23 protein-coding genes are annotated in these 26722 nt (G+C 71.9%); 7 read left to right on the forward strand and 16 right to left on the reverse strand.

Going from position 1 to position 26722, the window contains the following annotated elements; genetic code table 11:
* Positions 1-372 precede the first annotated feature (372 nt).
* From CCN39_RS01085 to CCN39_RS01100, 4 genes are all read right to left on the reverse strand, one after another.
* Positions 373-2082: an LpqB family beta-propeller domain-containing protein gene (locus CCN39_RS01085; RefSeq protein ID WP_086837926.1), complete on the reverse strand. Its 1710-nt coding sequence runs from the start codon at positions 2080-2082 to the stop codon at positions 373-375.
* 59 nt (positions 2083-2141) lie between these two features.
* The gene (gene mtrB / locus CCN39_RS01090; protein ID WP_086837927.1) at positions 2142-3869 is read right to left on the reverse strand and encodes an MtrAB system histidine kinase MtrB; all 1728 of its coding nucleotides are present in this window, start codon (positions 3867-3869) and stop codon (positions 2142-2144) included.
* A gap of 7 nt (positions 3870-3876) precedes the next feature.
* The gene (gene mtrA, locus CCN39_RS01095) at positions 3877-4554 is read right to left on the reverse strand and encodes an MtrAB system response regulator MtrA (RefSeq protein WP_005150760.1); all 678 of its coding nucleotides are present in this window, start codon (positions 4552-4554) and stop codon (positions 3877-3879) included.
* A 179-nt stretch (positions 4555-4733) separates the two neighbouring features.
* Positions 4734-5048 (reverse strand): bifunctional 3-phenylpropionate/cinnamic acid dioxygenase ferredoxin subunit, encoded by a 315-nt coding sequence (locus CCN39_RS01100; protein ID WP_086837928.1) that lies wholly within the window; start codon positions 5046-5048, stop codon positions 4734-4736.
* A 164-nt stretch (positions 5049-5212) separates the two neighbouring features.
* Between CCN39_RS01100 and CCN39_RS01105 the strand changes: the two genes are divergently transcribed.
* A complete protein-coding gene (locus tag CCN39_RS01105) occupies positions 5213-5998 on the forward strand; it encodes an IclR family transcriptional regulator (RefSeq protein WP_086837929.1) in 786 nt (261 codons plus the stop codon).
* Here the strand turns inward: CCN39_RS01105 and CCN39_RS01110 are convergent.
* Positions 5995-6963 (reverse strand): helix-turn-helix transcriptional regulator, encoded by a 969-nt coding sequence (locus CCN39_RS01110; RefSeq protein WP_086837930.1) that lies wholly within the window; start codon positions 6961-6963, stop codon positions 5995-5997. The genes CCN39_RS01105 and CCN39_RS01110 overlap by 4 nt on opposite strands.
* Before the next feature lie 63 nt (positions 6964-7026).
* Between CCN39_RS01110 and CCN39_RS01115 the strand changes: the two genes are divergently transcribed.
* The 3 genes from CCN39_RS01115 to solA all read left to right on the forward strand — a co-directional run bounded on the left by CCN39_RS01115 (position 7027) and on the right by solA (position 10728).
* A complete protein-coding gene (locus CCN39_RS01115; protein WP_086837931.1) occupies positions 7027-7476 on the forward strand; it encodes a hypothetical protein in 450 nt (149 codons plus the stop codon).
* A gap of 88 nt (positions 7477-7564) precedes the next feature.
* Positions 7565-9601: an FAD-dependent oxidoreductase gene (locus CCN39_RS01120; protein WP_086837932.1), complete on the forward strand. Its 2037-nt coding sequence runs from the start codon at positions 7565-7567 to the stop codon at positions 9599-9601.
* Complete coding sequence (gene solA / locus CCN39_RS01125; RefSeq protein ID WP_086837933.1) at positions 9598-10728, forward strand: N-methyl-L-tryptophan oxidase; 1131 nt, start codon at positions 9598-9600, stop codon at positions 10726-10728. The genes CCN39_RS01120 and solA overlap by 4 nt, the downstream gene beginning before the upstream one ends.
* Here the strand turns inward: solA and CCN39_RS01130 are convergent.
* From CCN39_RS01130 to CCN39_RS01140, 3 genes are all read right to left on the reverse strand, one after another.
* On the reverse strand, positions 10717-11370 hold the full coding sequence (locus CCN39_RS01130; protein WP_086837934.1) for a dTMP kinase: 654 nt from the start codon (positions 11368-11370) through the stop codon (positions 10717-10719). The genes solA and CCN39_RS01130 overlap by 12 nt on opposite strands.
* 62 nt (positions 11371-11432) lie before the next feature.
* Entirely contained in the window at positions 11433-12182 is a 750-nt protein-coding gene (locus CCN39_RS01135; protein ID WP_086837935.1) for a hypothetical protein, read from the reverse strand.
* On the reverse strand, positions 12179-12754 hold the full coding sequence (locus tag CCN39_RS01140) for a papain-like cysteine protease family protein (RefSeq protein WP_086837936.1): 576 nt from the start codon (positions 12752-12754) through the stop codon (positions 12179-12181). The genes CCN39_RS01135 and CCN39_RS01140 overlap by 4 nt, the downstream gene beginning before the upstream one ends.
* A gap of 247 nt (positions 12755-13001) precedes the next feature.
* Between CCN39_RS01140 and CCN39_RS01145 the strand changes: the two genes are divergently transcribed.
* Entirely contained in the window at positions 13002-14000 is a 999-nt protein-coding gene (locus CCN39_RS01145; protein ID WP_003085563.1) for a hypothetical protein, read from the forward strand.
* Positions 14001-14129: 129 nt separating this feature from the next.
* Here CCN39_RS01145 and CCN39_RS01150 read toward each other — a convergent pair whose 3' ends face one another.
* The 5 genes from CCN39_RS01150 to ahcY all read right to left on the reverse strand — a co-directional run bounded on the left by CCN39_RS01150 (position 14130) and on the right by ahcY (position 17339).
* Positions 14130-14555, reverse strand: a complete 426-nt coding sequence (locus tag CCN39_RS01150; protein WP_086837937.1) for a YjdF family protein — start codon at positions 14553-14555, stop codon at positions 14130-14132.
* A 129-nt stretch (positions 14556-14684) separates the two neighbouring features.
* Positions 14685-15026: a VOC family protein gene (locus CCN39_RS01155; protein WP_208630094.1), complete on the reverse strand. Its 342-nt coding sequence runs from the start codon at positions 15024-15026 to the stop codon at positions 14685-14687.
* A complete protein-coding gene (locus CCN39_RS01160; protein ID WP_086837939.1) occupies positions 15026-15475 on the reverse strand; it encodes a PIN domain-containing protein in 450 nt (149 codons plus the stop codon). The genes CCN39_RS01155 and CCN39_RS01160 overlap by 1 nt, the downstream gene beginning before the upstream one ends.
* Complete coding sequence (locus CCN39_RS01165; RefSeq protein ID WP_086837946.1) at positions 15469-15756, reverse strand: toxin-antitoxin system HicB family antitoxin; 288 nt, start codon at positions 15754-15756, stop codon at positions 15469-15471. The genes CCN39_RS01160 and CCN39_RS01165 overlap by 7 nt, the downstream gene beginning before the upstream one ends.
* Positions 15757-15866: 110 nt before the next feature.
* On the reverse strand, positions 15867-17339 hold the full coding sequence (gene ahcY, locus CCN39_RS01170) for an adenosylhomocysteinase (RefSeq protein ID WP_086837940.1): 1473 nt from the start codon (positions 17337-17339) through the stop codon (positions 15867-15869).
* A 92-nt stretch (positions 17340-17431) separates the two neighbouring features.
* Between ahcY and CCN39_RS01175 the strand changes: the two genes are divergently transcribed.
* Positions 17432-19690 carry a hypothetical protein gene (locus tag CCN39_RS01175; RefSeq protein WP_086837941.1) on the forward strand — a complete coding sequence of 753 codons (2259 nt, stop codon included), beginning with the start codon at positions 17432-17434 and terminating at the stop codon, positions 19688-19690.
* Positions 19691-19741: 51 nt separating this feature from the next.
* Here the strand turns inward: CCN39_RS01175 and CCN39_RS01180 are convergent, their stop codons facing one another.
* The 3 genes from CCN39_RS01180 to CCN39_RS01190 all read right to left on the reverse strand — a co-directional run bounded on the left by CCN39_RS01180 (position 19742) and on the right by CCN39_RS01190 (position 23252).
* Positions 19742-20446: an LPXTG cell wall anchor domain-containing protein gene (locus CCN39_RS01180; RefSeq protein ID WP_086837942.1), complete on the reverse strand. Its 705-nt coding sequence runs from the start codon at positions 20444-20446 to the stop codon at positions 19742-19744.
* Positions 20447-20718: 272 nt separating this feature from the next.
* The gene (locus tag CCN39_RS01185) at positions 20719-22236 is read right to left on the reverse strand and encodes an amino acid permease (protein ID WP_086837943.1); all 1518 of its coding nucleotides are present in this window, start codon (positions 22234-22236) and stop codon (positions 20719-20721) included.
* Between the two features lie 98 nt (positions 22237-22334).
* Entirely contained in the window at positions 22335-23252 is a 918-nt protein-coding gene (locus CCN39_RS01190; RefSeq protein ID WP_086837944.1) for a cation diffusion facilitator family transporter, read from the reverse strand.
* Between the two features lie 152 nt (positions 23253-23404).
* Here CCN39_RS01190 and CCN39_RS01195 point away from each other — a divergent pair, with 152 nt between their 5' ends.
* Positions 23405-26332 carry an AfsR/SARP family transcriptional regulator gene (locus CCN39_RS01195; RefSeq protein WP_086837945.1) on the forward strand — a complete coding sequence of 976 codons (2928 nt, stop codon included), beginning with the start codon at positions 23405-23407 and terminating at the stop codon, positions 26330-26332.
* Positions 26333-26722: the final 390 nt, after the last annotated feature.

Here is a 26722-nt window from a genome sequence, read left to right on the forward strand (position 1 = left end):
GCCCAGGCACCGCTCGGCAACGCCAGAACCCCACCCGGCCGGGCCCGAACACCCGCCCGGCCTGGGTGAGCACCTTCCGGCCACTCCAAGACCCCGCCCGGCCGGGTCCGACCGGCACCCAGCCCAGCCGGAGCCTCACCCGGCCCCACAGGCGCAGCCGACCTCAGCGGCAGCGCCACCAACGCCTCCGCCAAAACCCGCCCCAAGGATGGCGCCAAGTCCCGGCGCCCCCGCTCCTTGTACGCGATCAGCAACCGGCGGCCCNNAGCGGCTCGGGATCAGCAGATCGATCAGTCTCTTCAGCACACGGACAGTGTCACGACCGGCACCGACAGTTTCGGACGCTCGGACGTCACTCACCCGAGTGAAAGATCAGCCCGGATAAAACGGATCCGCGTCCTTCATCGTGTGGCTGTGGGGGCGCCACACCTCACCCAGCACCGATGCCGTCCAGAGGCCGTTGGCGTCCGCCACCACTATCTGGTGGTTGGGGGCCGCCGTCACGCCGTGGACCGTGGGGGTCAGGTTGCTGCTGTTGAACGCGTCCAGGCGCTGGCCGTCCACCGTCACCTTGACCACCGGCTGGGACGACGACTTCGTGACCGTCACCAGGCTGTCCGGCGCCACCCAATCGACGTCGACGACGTCCTCGAGGTCGTGGGGCTGGAGGTGGCGGGGCTCGCGCAGGGACACCGAGTCGCCGTTGACGACCACCGCCGCCACCCACAGCTGGCCCTTGATCACCGCCGCCACGCGGGCGCCGTCGCGGGAAAACCGGAGTTCCGTGATGTCACCCTGCTGGGTCAGGTCCGTGGCGTTGACGCTCAGCGCCGTCCAGTGGCCGTTCTGGTCGAGCACCATGCGGCCCACCGACAGCCCGTCGACCACCGTCCACAGCTCACCAGTACCGGGACGCCACGTCGGGCGGGTCAGGGAACTGCCGCCGAGGGGGGTCAACGCCAGGTCGCGGCCGAGGTCGCCGATCCGCAGGCGGACGCCGCCGCCGCTGCGCTCCACCACCGCCAGGCGCTTGCCGTCGATCGACTGGGCCGCGCTCACCACGTCGTACCCGCCGTTGCCCGCCGGGCCGCCCACCGGGGCGCCGTCACCGAGGGACCGGACCCGGCCGCCGACCGTCATCATGCCCAGCAGCTGCGAGCTGATCTGCAGCGACGCGCCGTACGCCGGCAGGTCGTTCTGCCGCCAGTCCGGGTGGTTCGGCACCAGCGGGGCGCCGTCGGCGAGGATGCGGATCCGGGCCGACGTGACGTACTGCAGCGACAGCACGATCTGCGCGGCGATCAGGTTCCGGATGTCGTCGGGCACCCCCGAGAGCCCGGTCAGCGGCACCACCAGCGTCCCGTCGTCGAGGCTCTTGACGTTCGTGTCGATCTCGATGGGCTCGCCGAGCAGGTTCTTCACCGCGCCCGACAGGCTCGTGGACGGCCCGCTGACCAGCAGGTCCATCACCCGCCCCGGCAGCCCCGACTGCGGCTTCGCGACGACGTAGCGCCGATCGGGGACGAAGGTGGCCGACGACTCGGAGTAGAAGCTCACCGGCACCGGCGTGTAGTTCTCGCTGAAGTCGGACTCGGTCGCGTACAGGTCCGCGGGCGGGTCGACGATCCGCCACTGGTTGTTCGCCTGCCTGCGCACCTTCACCTGCAGCAGCGCCGAGGTGTAGTCCGGCACGAACGCGCTGCTCTGGTCCAGCGTGCCGATGTCGATCCCGCGCACGTTGACGACCTGCGTGTTCGGGTCCGGCGGCGGGGCGGTGTCGTAGACCGTGCCGAAGGTGTCCTGGATGATCGTGAGGTTGCGGCTCGGCCGCCAGTTCGCCCGGCCCTGCTCGTCCAGGAAGGCGCGGGCGGCGGCGTTGTTCTGCCCCGGCTTGAGCGTCGCCCCGACGAAGGCGCGGACCAGCGACAGCGGGTCGATGCCCGGCGGCGGCTCCGGCACGACGTCACCGGGGCTCTGGCCCTGGCGCTCCCCGGACACCACCTGGGGCTGCGACTCCAGCGGCACGTTCGCGCAGCCCGCGAGCAGCACCCCGCAGAGGACCAGCAGCACGAGCCGGTTCATCCGGAGCTTCGCCCCGGGCCGGGGGCTCCGCCATCCGGACCCCCGGAAAACCTGGTGGTTCACTGACCGATTCCCTCACGTTCCGCGAAGATCGCCTCCGGCGCCGGCGTGACGTCGATGACCCCGAGCGGCACCTCGGTGGCGAACCGGTCGGGCGGCGGCAGGACCAGCGGCGACTCCCCCGCGGGCACGTCCTGGTGGCGCGGCAGCAGGAGCCGGAAGCAGGCGCCGTTGCCGGGCTCGCCCCACGCGTCGAGCTCGCCGCCGTGCAGGCGGGCGTCCTCCTGGCTGATCGCCAGGCCCAGCCCGGTGCCGCCGGTGCGCCGGTTGCGCGACGGGTCGGCGCGCCAGAACCGGTTGAACACCAGGTCCGCCTCGCCCGGCCGCAGGCCGACCCCGTGGTCGCGGACCGTGATGGCGACGGCGGTTTCGTTCGCCCCGACGGTCAGCACCACCGGCTTGCCCTCGCTGTGGTCGACGGCGTTGGCGAGCAGGTTGCGCAGGATCCGCTCGACGCGCCGGGCGTCGACCTCGGCGATCACCTCTTCCTCGGGCAGCACCAGCTCGACCGAGCTGCCCGCGTTGCCGGCGATCACCCGCACCTGCTCGACCGCGCGGGTGGCGATCGGGCGGACGTCGATGAACTCCGCGGCCAGCTCCTCCACACCCGCGTCGAGCCTGCTGATCTCCAGCAGGTCGCCGAGCAGCGCTTCGAACCGGTCGAGCTCGTCGACCAGCAGCTCCGTCGACCGCGCGAGCCCGGCCGGGAACTGCTCGCGGGACGCGTGCAGCACGTCCGCGGCCATCCGGACGGTGGTCAGCGGCGTGCGCAGCTCGTGCGAGACGTCGGAGGTGAACCGGCGCTGCAGGCCGCCGAACTCCTCGAGCTGGCGGATCTGGCGCTGGATGCTGGCGGCCATCCCGTTGTAGGACACCGCGAGCTTCGCGAGGTCGTCTTCGCCGAGCACGATGAGGCGCTGGTCGAGGTCGCCGCCGGCGAACTGCTCGGCGGCCGCGGCGGCCTGCCGGACCGGGCGCACCACCTGCCGGGTCACCAGGTTCGTGATGCCGGCCAGCAGGAGCAGCAGCACGAGCCCGCCGACCAGCAGCGTGTTCTGCACCGTCGCGACGGTGTTCTGCTCGGTCGTCAGCGGGAACAGCAAGTACAGCTGGAGCGGGGTGGCCACGGTGCTCAGCGGGGTGCCGACGATCAGGTACGTCGTGCGCCCGCCGCCGGCCTCGGGGACGGTGTGCTCGAGGAAGCTCATCTGGTCGGCTTCGACGAACTGGCGCAGCCGCGGCGGCACGTTCTCGAACGGGCCCGCGGACGACCGCACCGCGCCGGACTGGTCGTGCCCGCCGCTGGCCAGGACCGGGACGAACGTGCCGGCCGCCGACCCGGCCGCGTCCTGGCTGGTCGGCGTGATCGCGATCTTCTTCAGCGCGTTTTCGAGCCGGTTCCGGAGCGCCTCGTCGTTCTCGGAGGAGCCGAGGCCGACGAGCTCACCGGCGGCCGTCTCCGCCGCCGCGCGGGTCTGCGCGATCGCCGCCGTGCGCTTGGTGTCCAGCAGCCGTTCGGTGATCTGGTTCTGCAGGACCATGCCCAGCACGAAGACCACGGCCGAGGAGAGCGCGAGCGTCGACACCGTGACGCGGAACTGCAGCGAGTGCTTCCACAGCTCGTTGAACGCGACCGCGCGACGGCGCGCGAAAACGACGACACGCCGCACCAGGCGTGCCGTCGAACGCGCGAACGCGGGGAGCCGTCTGCCGGTCTCCGTGCTCATCGACTCATCACGGAGGGCCGGCCTTGTACCCGACGCCGCGAACGGTCAACACCACCTCGGGGTGCTCCGGGTCCTTCTCCACCTTCGACCGCAGGCGCTGGACGTGCACGTTCACCAGCCGGGTGTCGGCCGCGTGCCGGTAGCCCCACACCTGCTCCAGCAGCACCTCGCGGGTGAACACCTGGCGCGGCTTGCGGGCCAGGGCCACCAGCAGGTCGAACTCCAGCGGGGTCAGCGGGATGGCCTTGCCTTCGCGCGTGACCTCGTGGCCCGGCACGTCGATCGCCAGGTCGCCGATGGTGAGCGACTCCGCCGGCTCGGCCTCGGTGCGGCGCATGCGGGCCCGGACCCGCGCGACCAGCTCCTTCGGCTTGAACGGCTTGACGACGTAGTCGTCGGCGCCGGACTCCAGGCCGAGCACTATGTCGACGGTGTCGCTCTTGGCGGTGAGCATGACGATCGGCACCCCGGACTCGGCGCGGATCGCCTTGCAGACGTCGATCCCGTTCATCCCGGGCAGCATCAGGTCGAGCAGGACGAGGTCGGGTTTCAGCTCACGCAGCGCGGGCAGCGCGCGTGAGCCGTCGGCGACCACCGCCGTGTCGAACCCCTCCCCACGGAGCACGATGGTGAGCATCTCCGCGAGGGCGGGGTCGTCGTCGACCACGAGAACACGTGCCTTCATGTCCACATATTCGCACTAGTTCCGGCGCCCGCACGCACGACCCGCGTGTTTGACCACCAGAAAGATCAAGATCGCCCGCGCTGCCTGCTCCATCCGGGTGCCGGTACCGGCCGCTTTGGACGGTCCGTGGAGGCCGCGCCGGAACCCCGGTGCGGCCTCCACGGACCTGTGAAGGGGGCTCAGGGAACGGCCGGCACGGGCGCGTCGACGTACACCACGCCGTCGGTGACGACCACGCGGTGGGTCCGCACGGGTTCCTTCGCCGGCAGGCAGGTGGGCGCGCCGGTGCGCAGGTCGAACCGCGCGGCGTGCAGCGGGCATTCGACGGAACAGCCTTCGAGCCAGCCGTCGGCGAGCGAGGCGTCCTGGTGGGTGCAGGTGTCGTCGACGGCGAAGAAGCCGTCCTCGGTGTGGAACACCGCGATCGGAGCGGGACCGTCGAGGCGGAGCGCCTCCCCTTCGGGCAGGTCGGCGACGGCGCAGGCGCGGATCATCGGGGCCTCCGGTAACGACTGGCGGGATGCCGGGACGGTACGTGAAAGTTGCGCATTGCGAGACGATGCGCCCCTTGCGCAACAATCCGACGTCGAGGACGTCCCCGTCAAGAGATTCGCCCACTCAGCCGATAGGAACTCCGCGAAACGGATACTGTTGCGCCATGCGGAACCAGGACTCGGGCAACGCAACTCAGAGCCAGGTGCAATCGGTCGACCGGGCCATCAGCGTGCTGGAACTGCTCGCGCGCAACGGCGAAACCGGCATCACCGAGATCGCGGGTGAGCTGGGCGTGCACAAGTCGACGGCGTCGCGCCTGCTCAGCGTCCTGGAGACCAGAGGCCTGGTCGAGCAGCTCGGCGAACGCGGGAAGTACGCCATCGGGTTCGGCGTCGTCCGGCTGGCCGGCGCCGCGACCGGCCGGATGGACCTCGCGAAACTCGGCCGGGCCAGCTGCCTGGCGCTGGCCGAGGAACTGGGCGAGACGGTGAACATCGCGATCGCCGACGACGGCGTCGCCATCAACATCAGCCAGGCCCGCGGCTCGGCCGCGATCACCACGCAGAACTGGACGGGCCAGCGGACACCGCTGCACGCGACCTCCAGCGGCAAGATCCTGCTGGCGTACATGGGGGAAACCGAGCGCAAGCGGGTGCTGAAGCGGAAGCTCGAGCAGTACACCCCGCGCACGACGGTCGAGCCGGAAGAGCTGCTGGCCGAGCTGGACCGGGTGGTCGAGGACGGTTATGCGGCCTGCTACGAAGAACTCGAGCTCGGCATGCACGCCGTCGCCGTGCCGATCCACGGCCCGGGCGGGGACGTCGTCGCCGCGATGAGCGCTTCCGGGCCGTCGTACCGGCTTTCGAAGCAGCGGGTGAAGCAGATCGTGAAGCCGATGACCGAGGCGGCGGAGGAGCTTTCCGCGCAGCTGGGGTATTTCCGGGACTAGGGGTACAGCCGCGCCATTTCGCGGATCGTCCTTCCCATGTGCGCCACCAGTTCCGCGGGCGCCAGCACCTGCGCGTCCGCGCCGAGCCGCAGCAGCCCGGCCGCCGCGTGGGGCACGCTCTCCAGCGGGATTTCCGCACACTGCCGGCCTTCGGCGTCCACGGGTCCGAGCGTGCGCCGCGCGAGCCGCGCCGCCCGCGGGCCGAGGATGTCGGGCAGGGCGGCGATCCCGGCCGGCGAAAGCCGCACGACGGCGGTCTTCCCTTCTTCGCTCTCCTCGTAGCGTTCGACGTGCGCGCGCCAGAACCCGGCCAGGTCGAAGCCGTCCGGCCGGGTGAAGTGCTCGTCGAGCGCCCGGAACTCTTCGATGTTGCCGACGCGGTAGGTCCGCGGCTCCGGCCCGGCGACAAGGTACCAGACCCCGGCCTTGAGGACCAGGCCGAGCGGGTGCAGCCGCCGCGTCACGACGCCGGGCGTCGGCGACCAGCGGCGGTAGCGGACCTCCACGATCTGGTCCTGCCACAGCGCTTCCGCGGCCGCGAGCAGCTGGGGGACGGCGTCGGCCTCGCGGTACCAGCCCGGGGCGTCGAGGTGGAACCGCTGCCGGATCCGCACCGACGCGTCGCGGTACGGCGTCGGCAGCGCGGCCATCAGCTTGAGCTCGGCGGCCGCCACCTGGGCGCCGAGGCCCAGCTCGGCGGCCGGTTGCGGCAGCCCGGTGAGGAACAGCGAGCCGGCTTCGCCCTCGGTCAGCCCGGTCAACCGGGTCCGGTAGCCGTCCATCAGCTGGTAGCCGCCGTTCGGGCCGCCTTCGGCGTAGATCGGGACGCCGGCCGCCGCGAGCGCTTCGACGTCCCGGTACACCGTCCGCGCGGTCACGCCGAGCTCCGCCGCCAGCCGGGCGGCGCTCATCCTCCCCCGGTTCTGCAGCAACAGCAGCAGGGACACCAGCCGGCTCGCGCGCACCGGCGAAGTCTGCCACCGGCCACTGACAAAAGATGTCAGTGGTAGCCCCTGAGGATCACCGTCATGAACGACTTCGACTTCTTCATCGGCTCCTGGACCGTCGCGAACCGGCGGCTCGAGTCCCTGTTCTCCGGCTGCGATGACTGGGACACCTTCCCCGGGACCAGCACCTGCACGCCGCTCTTCGACGGCGGCGGCAACACCGAGGAGATCCTGTTCCCGGACCGCGGCTTCCGCGGTTTCACCCTGCGCCTGTTCGACGTCGAGCGGCAGGAGTGGTCGATCTACTGGGCCAACAGCCGCACCGGGCGGCTCGAGCCGCCGGTGGTGGGCACCTTCACCGACGGCCGGGGTGACTTCTACGGCGACGACACCCACGAGGGCAAGCCGATCAAGGCGCACTTCATCTGGTCGGACATCACCGCCACCTCCGCACGGTGGGAGCAGGAGTTCTCGGCCGACGGCGGCCGGACCTGGGAGAGCAACTGGGTCATGGAGTTCACCCGCGCCTGAGCGGGCACCGTTTCGGGTGCTTGACACTGCGTCTCGCATGACGCACGTTGTTGCCGAAGACGCAACCTCGCCCGGAGGGATCCCGCGAATGGCAGCACGGCCCCGGGTGGTCGTCGTCGGCGCCGGCCTGCTCGGCTGGGCGCTGGCCGACGAGCTGACCGAGCGCGGCTGGACCGACGTCACCGTGCTCGGCGACGGCGCGACGGCCGACCACCCGGGCCTGGTGTTCCGCACCCACGCCGACCGCACGCTGACGGCGTTCGCGAAGTACACCGTCGAGAAATACAGCGGTCTCGACGGCCCGTGGTGCTTCAACCCGGTGGGCAGCCTCGAAGTCGCGACGACGCCGGAGCGGCTCGAGGACCTGAAGCAGCGGCACGGCTGGGCGACGTCGTGGGGCGTGCGCGGCTACCTGCGCACGCCCCGCGAGTGCGCCGACCTGCACCCGCTCCTCGACGAAGCCGCTGTCCTCGGCGGCTTCCACGTGCCCGGCGACGGTCTGCTGCACGCGGAACGCGCGACCGAAGCCCAGGCCCGGCGGGCCGGAGGACGCGGCGCCCGGTTCGTCACCGGCGAGGTCACGGCGATCGAGCGCAGTGGCGGCCGCGTCACCGGCGTCGTCACGGCGGCCGGGCGCTTGCGCGCCGACGTCGTCGTGTCGTGCGACGGCGAGCTCGCCGGACTGGACCTGCCGCGGGTGCCGCTGACCCACGAATACCTGCTGACGGCGCCGCTGCCGGACTTGGCCGGGCACAACGACGACCACGCGCAGGCGGGCAAACCCGTGCTGCGCCACCTCGACACCGGGATGTACGTCCGCGAGCACGTCGACCGGCTCGGCGTCGGGGTCGCCGTGGCCGCCGAGCTGCTGCCCGCACTCCGCGACGCCGGTGTCGGGACCACCACGGCGGTGGCGCTCCCCGCCACCCCGGACGGGCGGCCGCTGCTGGGCGAACACCCGGACATCGACGGCTTCTGGGTCGCCGAAGCCGTCCGGCCCGAGCACTCCGCCGGTGTCGCGCGCGAGCTGGCGCGGTGGCTCGTCGACGGGCAGCCGTCGCTGGCCCTGCACGGCTGCGACCTCGCCCGGTTCTCGGCGAAGCCGGGTCGCACCAGCCCGTTCCACGAACGGCAGATCGCGCTGGGTGCGCACTTCGGCGCCTCGGACGGCTGGGCGCGCCCGGAGCGGTACTCGGCCGAGGTCGCCGCCGAAGCGCACGTCACCCGCGAACGCGGCGCGATGTTCGACCTGACGGCCGAGCCGCGGCTGGCCGTCACTGGTCCCGGCGCACTGCCGTTCCTGCAGGCCATGACGACGAGCGACCTCGCGAAGGCGCCCGGCACGGCGACTTCCACCCTGCTGCTCGGCGAGGACGGTGGCGTACGCGGCCGCTTGACGGTGGCCCGCCTCGGCGACGAGCGCTTCCACGTCGGCGCCGGCGCGCGTCTCGATTCCGGCTGGCTGCGACGGCATTCGCCACGCGACGGCACGGTGCAGATCCACGAGGCCACCTCCGGCACGTGCTGCCTCGGCGTGTGGGGCCCGCTCGCCCACGAAGTCCTCCCCGAACTGTCCACAACGGACTTTTCCGCCGCGGAGACCTGCGTCGGCGACGTGCCGGTCCTCGCTCTGCGACTGTCCACTGTGGGCGAACCGGGCTGGGAACTGCACACCACGGCGGATTTCGGGCGCCGCCTGTGGGACACGCTCCGGGACCGCGGCATCGCCGTCGCCGGTCACCAGGCGCTGACCAGCCTGCGGCTCGAAGCCGGCGTCCCCACGCCCGGGGTCGACTTCACCACCGAACACGACCCGTACGAGGCCGGCCTCGGCGCTGCCGTCCGGATGGACAAGGGCTACTTCCTCGGCCGCGACGCCCTGGCGGGCCGGTCCGCCGCGACCGTGAGCCGGCGGCTGACCCGGCTGGTGACCGGCACCGTCGTGGCAGGCGGCGATCCGGTGTACGTCGACGGCCGCCCGGCCGGGTACGTCACCAGCGCCGGGTACGGCCACACCACGGGCCAAGCCCTCGCGTTTGCCTGGCTTCCCGTGGAGTACTGCGGATCCGGGACGCCGGTGGCGATCGGGCACTTCGGCACGCGCGTCCCCGGGAGGGTGGCATGACGCACTACGACGTGATCGTCGTCGGTCTCGGCGGGATGGGCAGCGCGGCGGCGTACCGGCTGGCGCAGCGCGGGCAGCGGGTGCTCGGCGTCGACCAGTTCGCGCCGGTGCACAACCGCGGGTCGAGCCACGGCGGTTCGCGGATCACGCGCCAGGCGTACCTCGAAGGCCCCGAGTACGTGCCACTGCTGCTGCGGGCGCACGAACTGTGGGACGGCCTCGAGCGCGACAGCGGGCGGCGGCTGTTCACCCGCTGCGGCGGGATCATGGTCGGCACGGCGGAGTCGCGGACCATCACCGGCAGCACGGCGTCGGCGCGGGCCTTCAACATCCCGCACGAACTCCTGGACGCGGCGGAGATCCGGCGCCGCTTCCCGACGATGGCGCCGGCTCCCGACGAAGTCGCGCTGTACGAGCCGGGCGCCGGGTTGGTGTCCCCCGAAGGCAGCGTCGCCGCACACCTGCAGCTCGCCGCGCGCTGCGGCGCCGAGCTGCACCACGAGGAGAAGGTGTTCACCTGGAGCACCACGGCCGGCGGGGTGCGCATCGGCACGTCGCACAACTACTACACGGCCGACCGGCTGGTGTTGTGCCCCGGCGCGTGGGCCGGCGAGCTGCTGCGCGGCTTCGGCGTCGCGTTCACGGTCCGGCGGCAGGTGCAGTACTGGTTCGCGCCCTCGGGCGGGATCGCGCCGTTCCGGGAACACCCGGTCTACATCTGGGAAGGCGACGGCTACACGTTCTACGGCTTCCCGGCGCACAACGCGCCCGCGGACGGCGTGAAGGTGGCGTTCCACAGCGGCGGCCGGACGTGCACGCCCGACGGCATCGACCGGGCGGTGTCCGGTGACGAGGTCCACGAGATCGCGTCCGTGGTGAAGCGGCACCTCCCGACGCTGCCCGGCGCGTTCCTCCGGGCCGCGACCTGCATGTACACCGACACGGCCGACGAAAGCTTCGTGCTCGCCCCGCACCCGGCCGAGGAGCGGGTGGTGCTCGCGTGCGGGTTCTCCGGCCACGGCTTCAAGTTCGCCCCGGTGGTCGGCGAAATCCTCGCCGACCTGGTGGTGACGGGCGCGACGCCGTACCCGATCGAGCAGTTCGACCCGGCGCGGCTACTGCCCTAGCAGCGTCGTCGCCAGCGCTGTGTGGTCGACGCCCGCGACGCCGTCCAGGACGTGCCACGGCGCGAGCCAGCCCGACGCGGCCAGCTCGTCGTAGACGGCCGCGCACCGCCGCTGCAGGCCGTCGTCGGTCTCGAAGGCGTCGCGCTCCCGGCCGGTCTCGGTCTCCGCACGGCGTTCGGCGCGCTCGGCCGCGACCGCCGGGGCGACCCGCAGCAGCAGATGCGCGTCCGGGCGGGGCAGGCCGAAGCGGCCGACCTCCAGTTCCCACACCCACTTCACGACTTCGCCGGCCGCGTCCTGCCTCAGGCGCGCGGCCGCGTACGCGGCGTTGGAGGCGACGTACCGGTCGAGCAGGACGACGTCGTGCGCGTCCCGCAACGCGCGGATCTCGTCCGCGGCTCCGCTGCGATCCAGCGCGTAGAGCATCGCCATGCCGTACACCGAGTCGGCGAGGTCGCCGTGCCCGCGGTGCAGCGCCTCGCGGACGAGGTCCGCGTGCACGCTCTTGCCGTAGCGCGGGAACGCCAGCGACGCCACGCTCGCGCCCTTGGCGCCCAGCGCCGCCGTCAGCCCGTCGGTGAGCGTGCGCTTGCCCGCGCCGTCGAGCCCTTCGATGACCACCAGTCGACCCACGGGGGTCACAGTAGTGGTGGTGGACCGGCGGGCTCGGTGGAAGGGGATCGACGCCGGGCCCGCCGGTTCGTCTAGGCGGGGTGCCGCCGGAGGTGGAGCACGTAACCGGCGCCGCTGACCGCGAGCACGCCGACGAGGATCAGCAGCGGCACCCAGCCGGTGTCGTGACCGGACGGTGCCGGGCCGCCGTCACCGCGGGGCATCACCTGGGAAGTCGCGTCGAAGCCGCCGGCCTCGCCGTCACGGGCGTAGGCCGAGCCGGGGAGCTTGTCGGCGTAGCGGTTTTCGACCGTCTGCTGGTAGCCGGCGACCGCTTTGCCGTCGGCCAGCGACGTCACCCGGCCGTCCCGGACCGCGTACCAGGCGTCGATCTGCGGTTCGTGCAGCAGCTGGGCGCCCGCGGGCAGCTTCCGGGCGTACTCGCCCTCGACGTCACCGGAGGCGATGTTGCCGATCTGCCAGGTGCCGTCCGGGCCGCGGACCGACCAGAGGGTGGCGGTCCGGCCGTCCGAGGCACGCGCGGGGATCGCGAAGTAAGCGAAATCACCTGGCGCCGCACCGGGCTTGCCGGCGACGAAGTCCGGCGAGAGCTCGTACACCGGGTAGGCGTCCGGCGCGATCCGCACCGAGACCGGCCCCTGGGCGCCGGGTGCCTGGGCGAAGAACCGGACCAGGACGTCCTGGAACCCCGCGGCCGCGCCGTGCGCCGCGGAGGCGTCGGCGCTGCTGATGCCGGCGGCCTGGGCCGCGCCTGACACCGGAGCCGTCATCAGCAGCGCCGCGCCCGTCAGCACGGCGAGCACGATCGCCCGCCTGCTCATCGGGCGATCCCGGTGAGCGTGTGCGTCCAGGAGAAGGACGAATTCTGCGTGTAGTAGCCGTAGGTCGACCAGTTGTAGCGCTTGGCGGGGCCGGGGTCGCCCCAGAACACCCAGTCGCCGCGGGTGTCGTAGCCGTAGAGGACGTGCGTGTGGCCGCCGCCCGAGCGGTAGCCGACGCGGGTCTCGACCGGCCGGTCCGCCGCGGTCTGCGTCCGGACGTCGGCGTAGGAGATCCGCCGGTCGAGGTAGCGGCCGGGCGAGCTGAAGCCGAGCCGGGCGAAGGCGCGCTGCGGGTCGGCGAGCGTGCCGGGGAGGTTGGCGCAGTCCACACCGGTCTCGCCGTGCGCCAGCTGGCAGAACCGCGTCTGGCTGACGGCCGCGCCGTGGTAGGCGGCGATGGTGTTGCCCGCGCCCGCCCAGCACCACTGGTTCTTCTGCTGGAGCTGCAGGACGATCTGGTTCCGGTACGTCGACGGCACTCCGGGCGCGGCTCCGGCGGTGACCGGCGCGACCAGGCACAACAGCAGGCTCACGGCCAGTACGGCGTGGACCTGGCTCGACTTCACCAGCACAGATGGCCTCCTGTGGAGGAGTGGGCGAACCAGCGGTGGTCACAACGGTGAACAACGCGGTCACAAGGAGCAAGAACGCCATCCGGAGGAACGGACCGTTCCGGGGGACAGCCGGAACGCGGAACGCTCACCTCAACGAGGCCAACCACCCTGAACGGGGGTCGGCACGCCCACTCTACGCTGCTACCGTGAACGTTCCGCGGTGTTCACGCCCAGCGCACACACTGGTCGGGTGAAGGGACGAGCGGTGGCACAAGACGGGAACCTCCCACTGATCATCGATGGCGCCCGCACGACCCGGGCATCGGTCGCCGAACTGCCCAAAGAGCTGACCGAGGCGCTCCGCACCGGCGAGTTCCACCACGCGCTGAGACTGGCGATCGCCTATCGCGGGCTCTCGCTGGCCCGGCTGCGCGCGCACCTCGCGCTGCGCGGGGTCCAAATCGGACAGTCGACGCTGAGTTACTGGCAACGCGGGCTGCGTCAGCCCGAGGTGCCGAAGGCGCTGCCGGCGGTCCGGGCCCTGGAATCGGTCCTCCAGCTGCCCGCGGACGCCCTGGTGGTGCTGATCGGGCCGCGACTGGTCCGCCGCGGCCACCAGCCGGCGGCGTCGTTCCACGACCTGCGGTCCGGTGACATGGGGTCGATCGTCGAGGACCTGCTGGCCGAGCTCGGCGCGTACCCGTCGTCGAACCACTACAACGCGGACCTCGAGCTGCTGTCGGTCCACGACACGATCACGTTCGACGCGGAACACCGCCAGGTCAGCCTGCGCACGCGGCTGGTGACGCGCGCACGCCGGCACGGGCCGGACCGGTACCTGACGGTGTACAACGGCGACCCGGGCTGCCGCATCGACGACGTCGAGCTGATCACGGACGAGGGCTGCCGGGTGGGGCGGATGCGCCGCAACCCGGACGCGGACACGATGGCGACGGAGCTGCTGTTCGACCGCAAGCTCGCCGAGGGCGACATCCACGTGTTCTGCTTCGAGGTCCGGGACGACTCGGGGTCGGCGTCGCCGGGGTACTACCGGATGCTGCGTGACCGGTGCGCGAGTTACCTGGTCCAGTTGCGCTTCGACCGGAACGCCCTGCCGGCCCGGTGCACGCGCCAGGTCCGGGCCCGGGACGACGCCCTGCCGGTGGTCGCGGAGGAACTGGCGTGCGACATGGGCGGGGTGAGCAGCGCGTTCTTCAGCGACGCCGGGCCGGGCCTGGCCGGCGTCGCCGTCGAGTGGAACTGACCCGTGTCGACCCTCCAGTCACGCATGTCGACCCTTGGATCACGGGCGGCCTGAGGACTCGTGGGACGGAAGAGTCGACACGCGTGATTCGGAGGTCGACACGCGTGATTGAGGGGTCGACACGGTCGCTCAGTGGCCTCGGTGTTTGGCTCGGGCTTTGGCGCGGGCCAAGGCTCGGCGGCGGGTGGCGTCGGCGGCCGCGCGGCGTTTGCGGGCCGCTTTGTTCTCTGCCGCGTGCTGGGTGACCGCGTCGTGGAGGGCGCGCTGGGCGGCCGTGCCGATTCCCTCGTCTTCCTGGGCTTTCTTCGCCAGCTTCGCGAGGCGCTTGGCGTTGAGCCGGGCCGTCGGCCGCTGTTCGGCGGGGACCGGCGGGGCCACGCGGGCTTCGTCGGCCAAGCGGGCGAAGTCGCGGCCGGCGGCGAACACCGCCAGCTCGGCGTTGGTCGGCTCGCTGCCGAAGACGTGGCGTGCGGCCCGGACCAGGCCGTCCTCGTGGATCTCGTAGACGCCGACCCAGAACCGGCCGTCGTGGTACAGCGTGAACACCCCGCGCATCGGGAACCTCCAGGCGTGACGGATCAGCCTGGCGTCACCGGTTTCCCTGGACGGGACAACGAGCCCGGAGCGGACCGCCCGGACTACCCACCGGGCCGTGAGGTTCGTGAAGCCAAGAACGGCCCCAGACTACGCGGGCAGCCCGCCGATGCCGATCTCGTTTCCCTCGGGGTCGCGGTAGCGCAGCTTCCGCACGCCGTTGTCGTAGACCTCCCGGTCCGCCGGTTCGATGCCCCGCTCGGAGATCGCCGCGACGCGCTCGTCCAGGTCGCCGACGAACAGCACGTGCATGGCGTGCCCGGTGGCCCGCTCCGGACGCCGCTCGATGAAGACGGCGCCGTGCTCGGTGACCTCCCACAGCGCCTCGGTCTCGCTCACCACGAACGTCGGCGGCGCCCCGAAGAGCTTCTCGTACCAGGCCAGCGCCCGCTCGTAGTCGAGCACGGCGATGCCTGCCATCAGGTCGACCATCACAGCACCTCGAACCCGTTGGCCTTCGCCGCATCGGCCTGGCGCTCGTCGCGGGTGACGAAGGTGACGGGTTCGCCACCGGTCAGCTCGGCGGTGTCGTGCATCGCGACGGCGATGTGGATCGCGTCGAGGGTGCGCACCGGGTAGTTCTCGCTGACCAGCCGCTTCGCGGCGGGGATCACCCGGTTCGGGTTGAACGGGATGAGCACCATGTCCCCCTCCGGCGAGACGAGATGGTCGAAGTGCGCCAAGACCGCCGCCGGATCGGGGATCCGGCCGGTCCGCTTGGCGGCCGTCAGGGCACCTGCGAACTCGATGCGGGTGAAGTCGCTGCTCAAGATCGGGGCAGTGCCCTCGAGGAGCAGCTTGCGGAACTTGTCGTGCTCCGGCTCGTCCGGCAGGTACGCGGTGACCAGCGCACTGGTGTCGACATACAGCACGGTCACCACTCCCCTCGGGTCCAGTCGAGCGCTTCACTCACAGCCGTGCCCCAGCCCCGGGACAGGTCTTCGAGCTCATCGAGGGTCGGCACCTGAGCCGGCGGCTCCACGTGCACGACCTTGCCTTCGGCGATCATCCGCCGCTTCCACTCCGCGCGGGTCTCCGTCTTCGCCACAATTCCCCTCAACGCCTCTGTGACCAGGTCGTTCATGCTGCGCCCCTGGGCTTCGGCCAATGCCTTCAGCCGGGCGTGCAGCTCGTCGTCGATCCTTGTGATCAACTGTTTCACCACTCCATGATAACACGTCACCCATTCGTGCTATCACTGTCACAAACGCAAAACAAAAGGCCGCCCCGAACACTTTCGGGGCGGCCTTGACCAGCGAAAACGCGAAACTCTCAGTACCGGTAGTGCTCCGGCTTGAACGGTCCTTCGACGTCCACGTCGATGTATTCCGCCTGTTCCTTGGTCAGTTTCGTCAGCTCGCCACCGAGCGCCTCGAGGTGAATGCGGGCCACCTTCTCGTCGAGCTTCTTCGGCAGGCGGAAGACCTCGTTGTCGTACTCCTCGTGCTTGGTGAACAGCTCGATCTGCGCGATCACCTGGTTCGAGAAGCTGTTCGACATCACGAACGACGGGTGCCCGGTCGCGTTGCCGAGGTTCAGCAACCGGCCCTCCGAGAGCACCAGGATGCTCTTGCCGTCCGGGAACACCCACTCGTCGACCTGCGGCTTGATGTTGATGCGGCGGATGCCCGGGTAGCGCGCCAGCCCGGCCATGTCGAGCTCGTTGTCGAAGTGGCCGATGTTGCCCAGGATCGCCTGGTGCTTCATCTTCGCCATGTGCTCGACCAGCACGACGTCCTTGTTGCCCGTCGTCGTGATGACGATGTCGGCCTCGGGCAGGGCCTTCTCCAGCGTGCGGACCTGGTAGCCGTCCATCGCCGCCTGGAGGGCGCAGATCGGGTCGATCTCCGTCACGATCACGCGCGCGCCCTGGCCGCGCAGGGACTCCGCCGCGCCCTTGCCGACGTCGCCGTAGCCGCAGACCACCGCGACCTTGCCGCCGATCAGCACGTCGGTGCCGCGGTTGATGCCGTCGATCAGGGAGTGGCGGATGCCGTAGCGGTTGTCGAACTTCGACTTCGTCACCGCGTCGTTGACGTTGATCGCCGGGAACAGCAGCTCGCCCGCCGCCGCCAGCTGGTAGAGCCGGAGGACGCCGGTCGTCGTCTCCTCGGTGACGCCGCGGATGCCCGCGCCGATCTTCGTCCACTTGCCGGTGTCGGCCGCGACCGAGGCGCGCAGCAGCTCGAGGAACACGCGGAACTCGTCCGAGGTGTTCTCGTCCGGGGTCGGCACGACGCCGGCCTTCTCGAATTCGGTGCCCTTGTGCACCAGCATCGTGGCGTCACCGCCGTCGTCGAGGATCATGTTGGGACCCTCGCCGTCCCAGGTGAGCATCCGCTCGGTGCACCACCAGTACTCCTCGAGCGACTCGCCCTTCCACGCGAAGACCGGGACGCCCTTGGGCTCCTCGGTCGTGCCGTGCGGGCCGACGACGACCGCCGCGGCCGCGTGGTCCTGCGTCGAGAAGATGTTGCAGGACGCCCAGCGCACCTCGGCACCCAGCGCCACCAGGGTCTCGATCAGCACCGCGGTCTGCACGGTCATGTGCAGCGAGCCGGAGACGCGCGCCCCGCGCAGCGGGTAGACCTCCGCGTATTCGCGCCGCAGCGCCATCAGTCCCGGCATCTCGTGCTCGGCGAGGCGGATCTCCTTGCGGCCGAACTCGGCGGCCTCGAGGTCGGCGACGGCGAACTCGATGCCGTTGCGGGTCTCGTGCCGCTTGGCAACGCTTTCGGGGGTCATAGTGGCGATTCCTCCAAGACTCGATGACACCCGAACACTACCGTTGTCCGCTCGACTGTCCCTAGAAGTGTTAGGAGGCCCTTACCGTGCCCATGCCCGGCCCGGACACCCGCGTCGTGGAAATCCGCGTCGCCGGGCTCGTGGGCACCAGCGGGGAGACGCTGCTCGACGCGGTTTCGACCGTCGACGTCGCCGGCGACGGACTGGGCCGCGTGATCCGCCCGGCGGACCGGCTGCGCCGCCCGGCACCCGGGCCGGTGCTGCCCGCGCTGGGCCGGTCGATCCCGCGGACCCTCGAGGGCTACCTCTGGCACGGCATGACCTCGGGCGGCGCGGCGAAGGCCACCTGGGCGCTGCTGTTCCCGTTCTCCCTGGCCAACGTCGCCTTCTGGATGCTGCCGCCGGTCTCGCCCGAGAGCCGTCTCGCGCGCGTCCTCGGCGCCGTCTGCCGCGGCCTGCTGCGCGTGGGCGCCCTGCTGCTGACCATGCTGCTGATGGGCCAGCTCGCGGCGATCGCGCTCGACCTCTTCGCCGCGCAGTGCCTCGCGCCCGGGTCGGGCTGCCTGCCGGTGGTCCCCGACGTCCTGCGCACGGTGCCCGCCCGGATCGCCGTCGGCGTGCTGCCGCTGCTCGGCGTGATCTTCGTCCTGCACCGGATTTCGAGCGCGACCTGGGCGGTGCACGCCGACGGCGACCTCACCGGCGGCCCGCTGCGGATGCGCGCCGACCCGGAGACGCCGGCCCTGCGCTGCCTGCACACCGTCGCGGCGCTGGCCTCGGTCGCGCTGCTGCTGCTCGGCGGGCCGTTCCGCGTGCCGGTCGACAGCGTCGACCTCGTGGCCTGGATCATCACCCTGGCCGTGGTGCTCGCGACCGTGGTCGCCGCCGCGATCGGCGTCGACACCGGCCGGTTCGCCCGGCCCGGTGTGCTCGCCTTCGCGACCCTGCTCGTCGTCGTGGCCGCGGTCCGGCTCAGGCCGGGCGCGGGCCCGCTGCCGGGCACGAACGGCGTCGTCGAGGGCCTCGGCGCCGCGCTGGTCGCCATCACCGTGCTGTTCGCCCTGTTCCTCGCCCCGGCCGCGTTGCTGGCCCGGCCCGGCTGGCAGCACAAGCCGCAACGGCTGCGGCCCTGGATGGGCGGCTGGGCGGCCGCGCCGGTGCTCGCGCTGGCCGGCCTGCTCGGCGGCGGCTTCGGTGCCGGGCTCGCCGAGGCGCTCCGGCGGCTTTCCGGTGCGGAGCACCTGAAGGTGCCCGACACGTACCTACTGGTCACGGTCCTGTGGGGCGCGGGACTGGCGCTGGCCGCGGTGCTCGGCGTGCTGGGCTTCGCGGTCGCCGTCCCGCTGCGCCGGCTGCGGCGCGGCATTCCCGAGATCGTCGAGCTGATGGAGCACGACGAACGGCAGGAGGCCCAGGCCGCGGCGGCCTGGGCGCGGTCGGCGTGGGAACGGCGGCACCTGCACCACCTGGCGCTGGCGGTCGCGAGCGCGATGTCCGCGGGCGGCGCCGCCCTGCTGGTGCTGCGGTTCGGGTTCGGGCTGGTCCCCGGCTGGTTCGGCCCGCTGTCGGCGATCGGCGTGGTCGCCCTCGGCGCGCTGGCCGCGGGCCTGCTGCGCGTGGTCTACACGGCCGCGCGCACCCCGCAGCGCAGCCGGCACCTCGGTGCGCTGGCCGACCTGGTCTGCTTCTGGCCGCGGGCGGCGCACCCCACGGTTCCGCCCTGCTACGCGCTGAAGGTCGTCCCGGAACTGGCCGCCCGGGCCCGCGAGCACCTCGCCGAGCCCGGCACGCGGGTGGTGCTCTCCGGCTACAACCTCGGCAGCCTGCTCACGGTCATGGCCGCCGCCCGGCTGGCGGCCGAACTGCCGAAGGCGGACCTCGAGCGCGTCGGCGTGCTGACCGCCGGGTCGCCGTTGCAGTGGGGCTACCAGCGCGCGTTTCCCGCCTTGCTGCCCCAGGAGGCGCTGGAACGGCTCTTCGCCGACCTCGACGGCCGGTGGCGGGCCCTGTGCCGCGGCACCGACATCTTCGGCGGCGGCGTGACGACCTGGCGGCATTCGGTCGCGGACCGGCGGCTGCACGGCGTCGGGTTCCTCCCCGGCGGCGGCTCCGGCCCGGTGTCGGCGACGGCCGACGGCACCGGCGTCCTGATCCTCGGCGGCGACCACTGGCTGCCGGACCCGCTGCGCGGCCCGACCGGGCGGCACCGCTGGGCGCCGGGGGTGCTCAAGCACCAGGACTACGTGGTGGACGCCGAATGGGACCACGCCGTCGCGATGGCCGCCGGCCTCGGCAAACCGTCCTGGGGCGAGCAGGGCTCGCTCTTCGGGGACTTCCCCCCGAAACGGTGAAGGCCCCTCGCGCGCGGAGCGAGGGGCCTTCGACCGTGGACTAGCTCAGCTTCACTCGGAAGCCTTGCGGCGGAACTTCAGCAGCGCCAGCAGGCCGCCACCGGCGGCGAGCAGCAGCGCGCCGACCCAGATCAGCCAGCTGTTGTCGAAACCGGTGTTGGCCAGGCCGCCGCCGGTGCCCGACTCGTTGCCCGCCGGGACGGCGGCCGGAGCGGTGGTGCTGCTCGGCGAGACGGAGGTGTCCGAGGTCGCCGGGGTGCTCGGCTTCGCGCTCGGGGTGGTCGACGGCGCCGACGGCCTGGTGGGCGCGGTCGTGCTGGTCTCCGGCGGGGTCTCCGTCTTGGTGCCGCAGGCGAACCAGTGGCTGATCTGCGGGACGTTCTTGAAGTCCTTGCCGACCATCGGGGCGTGCAGCTTCTCCCACGGCGGGTTGGCGGAGAGGCCCTTCTTGCCCGGCACGTAGGTGTTGTACTCGTTGCCACCCTTGACCACGATGGCGGCGACCGTGACACCCTTGGCCACGCCGGTGACCGTCAGGTACTGGTCCTTCGAGGTGCCACCGGTGACCTTGAGCTGGTCGCTCACGTCGACGGCCTTGCCGAGACCGATGTCCTTGCACTTGGTGGCGTTGCCCACGGTGCCGGTGGCCCGGTCATCGCCGGGAACGCACGCGAACGCCGAACCGGCGGTTCCCATCAGAGCAGCGGTGGTGAGCGCCATGACGGCCACAGCGCCGCGGAAGGTACGTCTGCGCATTGAGTGTCTCCTGTACCGAACGGGGGAAGAACGGCAAAACTGGGGGATCGCATCGCCACGGCACGCAGTAATCACGCGGCTGTAATTAACCCGTCCGTGGCACACGAAGGATCGAAAGGTATCGCACGTCACGCCCGGCCTCACGCGGGGTCCCCCTTTGCGCACAAACCGCAAGATCGTCTTGATCAAGCCGTAACCTCGCATTACGCAACCAAACGCAAAAAGCCCCGCCGACCTGGGAGTCCAGGCGGGCGGGGCTTTTATCGTGCAAGTCAGGTTTCGGGCACCTTCTCGGGCTCCTCCGCCTGCCGCTTGCCCAGCAGCGAATGCCGGCGGCTGTAGCCGAAGTACAGCAGCACGCCCAGCACCATCCAGGCGACGAACCGCAGCCAGGTCAGCACGGTCAGGTTCAGCATCAGCCACAGGCAGGCCAGGATGGCCAGGATCGGGATCAGCGGCACCAGCGGCACCTTGAACGCGCGGGGCAGGTCGGGCCGGGTCCGGCGGAGGATGAGCACACCCGCCGAGACGAGCACGAACGCGAAGAGCGTGCCGACGTTCACCATTTCTTCGAGCTTGTCCGCCGGGAAGAAACCGGCCGCGAGCGCGACCAGGCCGCCGACGATCAGCGTCGCGCGCTTCGGCGTGCCGTGTTCGCCGGTCTTCGCCAAGCCGCGCGGCATCAGGCCGTCGCGCGACATCGCGTAGATGATCCGGACCTGGCCCAGCATGAGCACCATGACGACGGTGGTCAGGCCGGCCAGCGCGCCGAAGGAAATGATGTTGGCCGCCCAGTCGACGCCGTTCGCGGAGAACGCCGTGGCGAGGGTCTTGTGGCTGCCGTCGCCCGCCTTGGTCGCCAGGTCCTTGTACGACGTCATGCCGACGACCACCAGCGACACCGCGACGTACAGCACCGTGACGATGGCCAGCGAGCCCATGATCCCGCGCGGCACGGCCTTCTGCGGGTTCTTGGTCTCCTCCGCGGTGGTCGCGACGATGTCGAAGCCGATGAACGCGAAGAACACCAGCGAGGCGCCGGCCAGCAGGCCGAAGACGCCGAACGAGCTGCTCGCGCCGCCCGCGATCAGGGAGAACAGCGACTGGTCGACCCCGGTCTGCCCGGCGCCGCCGGTCTCGCCCGGCGGGATGTACGGCGTGTAGTTGGCGCCCTTGATGTAGAAGAGGCCGAGGATGATCACGAACAGCACCACGGCGACCTTGATCCCGGTGATCACCATCGAGACCCGCGAAGACAGCTTCGTGCCGACCGCCAGCAGGACCGTCAGGATCGCCACGACGAGCAGCGCACCCCAGTCGACCGTCACGCTCCCGATGTCGAACGTCGTCTTCGTGCCCTTGCCGAACAGGTAGCCGAGCACCGTCTCGAGGTACACCGACCAGCCCTTGGACACCGCGGCCGCGCCGACGGCGAGTTCGAGGATCAGGTCCCAGCCGATGATCCACGCCATGAACTCGCCGAAGGTGGCGTAGGAGAACGTGTACGCGCTGCCCGCGACCGGCACGGTCGAGGCGAACTCGGCGTAGCACAGCGCCGCCAGCGCGCAGGCGATCGCCGCGAAGACGAAGGCCAGCGAAACCGACGGCCCGGCGTAGTCACCCGCCGTGCGCGCGGTCAGCGTGAAGATACCGGCGCCGATGACGACGGCGACGCCGAAGACCGTGAGGTCCCACGCGCTCAGGTTCCGCCGGAGCTTGGTGTCCGGCTCGTCGGTGTCCGCAATGGACTGTTCGATCGATTTAGTGCGCCACAATCCCGTTCCGGGCACCGTTGACCTCCTGCGGCTGGCCTGCATGTATCGCAGTAGGTCACCCTATCGGGTCAGGTGCGTGACGGCTTGCCGAGTTCGCCGAAGTGGATCTCGGGTTATCGCGCAAGACTGCGGTCGAGGTCCGGTTCGAGGTAGATCAGCTTGGCCACCGGCACCTTGGCCCGGACCCGGGCCTCGGCGTCGTCGATGGCCATCGCCACCTGGGCGGTGTCGAGCCCCGGCACCAGCGCCAGCTTCGCCGCGACCAGCAGCTCGTCCGGCCCCAGGTACTGGGTCCGGATGTGGATGACGCGCTCGACCTTGCCCGCGGCGAGCTCGTCGACGATCGTGGCGAGGACGCCCTCGTTGGCGCCTTCGCCGATGAGCAGGCTCTTCATCTCGATGATCAGGATGATCGCGATGACGCCGAGCAGCGCGCCGATCGCCAGGGTGCCGATGCCGTCCCAGACCGGGTTGCCGGTGGTGATCGAGAGGCCGACGCCCAGCAGCGCGAAGACCAGGCCGAGCAGCGCGCCGGCGTCCTCGAGCAGCACCACCGGCAGCTCGGGCTCCTTGGCCTGGCGGATGAAGCCCCACCAGCTCGCGTTGCCCTTGATCTTCTTCGACTCGCCGATCGCGGTGTAGAAGCTGTAGCTCTCCAGCGCGACCGCGACCACCAGGATGATCACCGCGACGATCGGCGATTCGAGCGGCTCCGGGTGGCTGATCTTGTGGATGCCCTCGTAGCTCGCGAACGCCGAGCCGAGCGTGAAGAGCATCAGCGCGACGATGAAGGAGTAGAAGTACCGGTCCCGGCCGTAGCCGAACGGGTGCTCCTTGTCCGCTTCCCGCTTCGACGTCTTCTGGCCGAGCAGCAGCAGGCCCTGGTTCGTGGTGTCGGCCAGCGAGTGCACCGACTCGGCCAGCATCGACGACGACCCCGTGACGAGGAAGCCGACGAACTTCGCCGCCGCGATCCCGGCGTTCGCCCCCAGTGCGGCGAGGATCGCCTTGGTTCCGCCTCCAGCTGACACGACCGCTCCCCTGGTAGGTCCTGAAATGTCCGGGTGGAGCCTAATGGGAACGCGCGACGGCGACCGTCCCGACCGGGTGAACCGCGGCCGCCGGTTCTGTCGTACCCCTTCGCTACCGTGGTTTTCCTGTCGACCACACCCGGGAAGGTGACATGGCGCACTTCGCCGTGCTCGGTCCGCTCGCCGTCGAAAGCCCGCCGGGCCGGTGGGCGGTCCTGCGCGGTGCGCGGCAGCGCACGCTGCTGGCCGTGCTGCTGCTCAACGCCGGCCGGCACGTCCCCGTCGACGTGCTCGTCGAGGCGCTGTGGCCGGACGGGCCGCCCAAGTCGGCCACGTCCAACCTGCACACCTACCTCTCGCGGCTGCGCGAGCGGATCGAAGGCCTGCGGGTCGAGCACGGCCCGCCCGGCTACCGGCTGGACGTCGAGCCGGAGGAGCTCGACCTGCTCGTCTTCCGGGCCGCCGTCGCCGAGGGGCGGCGGGCCGCGGACCCGGTGGCCGCCGCGGGGCACTACCGGCGGGCGCTCGCGCTGTGGCGGGGGCCGGTGCTGGCCGGGCTGCACGTGCCGCGGCTCGACGCCGACGTCGCCCGGCTGGAGTCCGAGCGGCTGGCCGTGTTCGAGGACTGCGTCGACGCGGAGCTGACCGCCGGGCGGCACGGGGAGCTGACCGGCGAGCTGCAGGCCATGATCACCGAGCACCCGCTGCGGGAACGGCTGGCCGCGCAGCTGATGATCGCGCTGCACCGGGCCGGCCAGCAGGGCAGCGCGCTGGAGGTCTACCGGCGGCTGCGGACGACGTTGATCGAGGAGCTCGGCGTCGAGCCCGGCGCGGAGGCCCGGCGGGTGCACGCGGCCGTCCTGCGCGGCGAGGACCCGGTGCCGCGGCTGCCGCCCGCGGTGTGGCCGGTGTGCCAGCTCCCGCCGGACATCGGGGACTTCACCGGCCGCGAGGCCGAGCTGGCGGAGCTGACCGGCGTGCTCGGGGCCGGTGTCGGCGTGCCGGTCGCGGTGCTCAGCGGCGAGCCGGGAGCGGGCAAGAGCACCCTCGCCGTCCGGGCCGCGCACCGGCTGCGCGCACGGTTCCCGGACGGCCAGCTGTACGTGCCGCTGGCGGGCCGGGACATCCGGGAGGTGCTGGCCGACCTGCTGCGCGCGCTGGGCGTCCCCGGCCCGGCGGTGCCGGACGACGTCCGGGCGCGCGCGGCGGTGTTCCGCGGCCGGCTCACCGACCGGCGGGTGCTGGTGGTGCTCGACGACGCCGTCGACCCCGAGCACGTCCGCACCCTGCTGCCGGGCACGCCGGGCTGCGCGGTGCTCGTGACGAGCCGCCGACGGCTGAGCGGGCTGGCCGGCGCGCACCGGCTGCCCCTCGGTCCCCTGTCCGGCGCCGACGCCGCCGAGCTGCTGCACCGGCTCGCCGGGGCGCGGGTGGCCCGGGAGCGCGCCGACGCCGAGCGGATCATCACCGCGTGCGCGCGGCTGCCGCTGGCGCTGCGGATCGCGGGCAGCAGGCTGGCCATCCGCCCGCACCTGCGGCTCGGCGAGCTGGCCGGCCGGCTGGAGGACGAGGTCCGCCGGCTCGACGAGCTGACCGTGAGCGACCTCGCCGTCCGGAGCAGCATCGCGCTGAGCTACGAAGCCCTGCGCCCGCCCGCGCGGCGCGCGTTCCGCTTGCTCGGCCGCTGCCGCCTCGCCGACCTGCCGGCCTGGGCGGTGACCACCCTGGTCGACAACCCGGACGAGGCCGTCGAAGAGCTCGTCGAAGCAAGCCTGCTGGAGGCGCGCGGAGCGGACGCGACGGGCGAAGGCCGCTACCGGATGCACGACCTCGTCCGGCTGTACGCGGCGGAGCTCGGCGACCCGGCGCCCAGCGAGGGCCTCCGGACGGTACTGGCGGCCACGCTCGCGCTGGCCGACGAGGCGGCGGCCCGGCTGCCGCGCACGGTGCCGATGCCGCCCCCGGCCCCCGAGCCGCCCGCGCAGCCGTTGCCGCGTGAGCTGGTGGAGCGGCTGCTGGCGCGGCCGGACGACTGGTTCGCCGCCGAGCGCGCGAACCTGGTGCTGCTGATCGGCACGCTGGGCCCGCGGGAGGCCCTGCTGCTGCTCGACCGCCTCGGCGTCTACCTGTACCTGCACGGTCAGTACGCCGACATGCGGGCGGCGTACGAGACGGTGCTGGCCGCCGATCCCCCGCTGGCGACGGTCGCGGAGGCCACGCTGACGCTGCTGCGGCACGCGCGTGGCGAGTACGAGGAGGCCGCGGTCCGCTACCGGGCGTGCGCCAAGGAACTGGAGTCCTCGGGCGACCGCCGCACGCACGCGTGGGTGTCGGCGAACCTGGCGCACTGCCTGATCGGCTTGGGCCGCGCGGAAGAGGCCTTGGAGACGGCGGCTCACGCCCACGAACTGTTCACTGTGGACGGTTCGGCGGCCGAGCTCGGGTGGGTGCGAGCGGCGGAGTCGGCGGCGTTGTTGCGGCTGGGCCGGATTCCCGACGCCCACGAAGTCGACCGGACGGCGCTGGCGGCGGCCCGATCGGCCGGCGACGCCCGGGTGATCGGCGAGGCGCTGCACGGGTTCGCGTGGTCGTCCCTGCTGACGGGCGACGACCCGCGCGCGGTGGCGGCGATCACGGAGTCGGTGGAGCTGCTGCGCGGCACGATGGCGCGATCGGCGCTGGCGAAGTCGTTGCGCACGGCCGGCGCGATCTCGGCAGCGACGGGCGCGCGCGAGGAGGCGACGGCGGCGTTCGGGGAGGCTCGCGAGCTGGCCCGGGAGCTGGACGAGCGGCCGCGAGAGCTGTCGTGCACACGGGCGCTGGCGGCGGGCTGGATCGGCGAAGGACGGGCAGGGCAGGCGATCCCGGTGCTGCGGGCGTGCTTGGACGAGTTCCGGGAGATGGGCGGCCGAGCGGCGACGGGCTTGACGTGGCTGGTGTTGCACCGGGCGTACACCGCAACGGGAGATCGATCGGCAGCGGCCGAGGCGGCGGTGAAGACCGCGGAGCTGCTCGACCCCCGCGACGCCAGCGCGGCCGCGCTTCGGCGGGCGCTGCTCGCGCTGACCGAGCCGGCGTGATGGGGGTGGCACTGAGTCGGCTGGCGGGAGGCGCGGATCAGCTCGGCTCGGCGGGCCAAGCCGACTCGGCCGATGTAGCCGGGTCGGCGGTGTCATCGGCTCGGCGGGTCTACCCGGGCTCAGCCGGTGTAGCCGGGTCGGCCGCTGTCGAGCTGGCTCGGCGGTTGAAGCTGGGCGGCGGATGTGGTCGGTTCGGGCGCTGAGCCGCCGGCCGAGTCGGCTCGCCGGTCGGGGGTAGGCGCCGCTCGCCGGATCGGCTTGCCGGTCGGGTGCAGCCGCTCGCCGGACCAGCCTGCCGGGGCAGTTTCCGCCCACCAAACCGGCCCACCCGGACCGGCCACCGCCCAGCAGCCCCGCCTGCCGGAGCTCCACCGCCCACCAAAACCTCGC

It is taken from the genome of Amycolatopsis kentuckyensis, from assembly GCF_002155975.1.
Classification (GTDB): domain Bacteria; phylum Actinomycetota; class Actinomycetes; order Mycobacteriales; family Pseudonocardiaceae; genus Amycolatopsis; species Amycolatopsis kentuckyensis.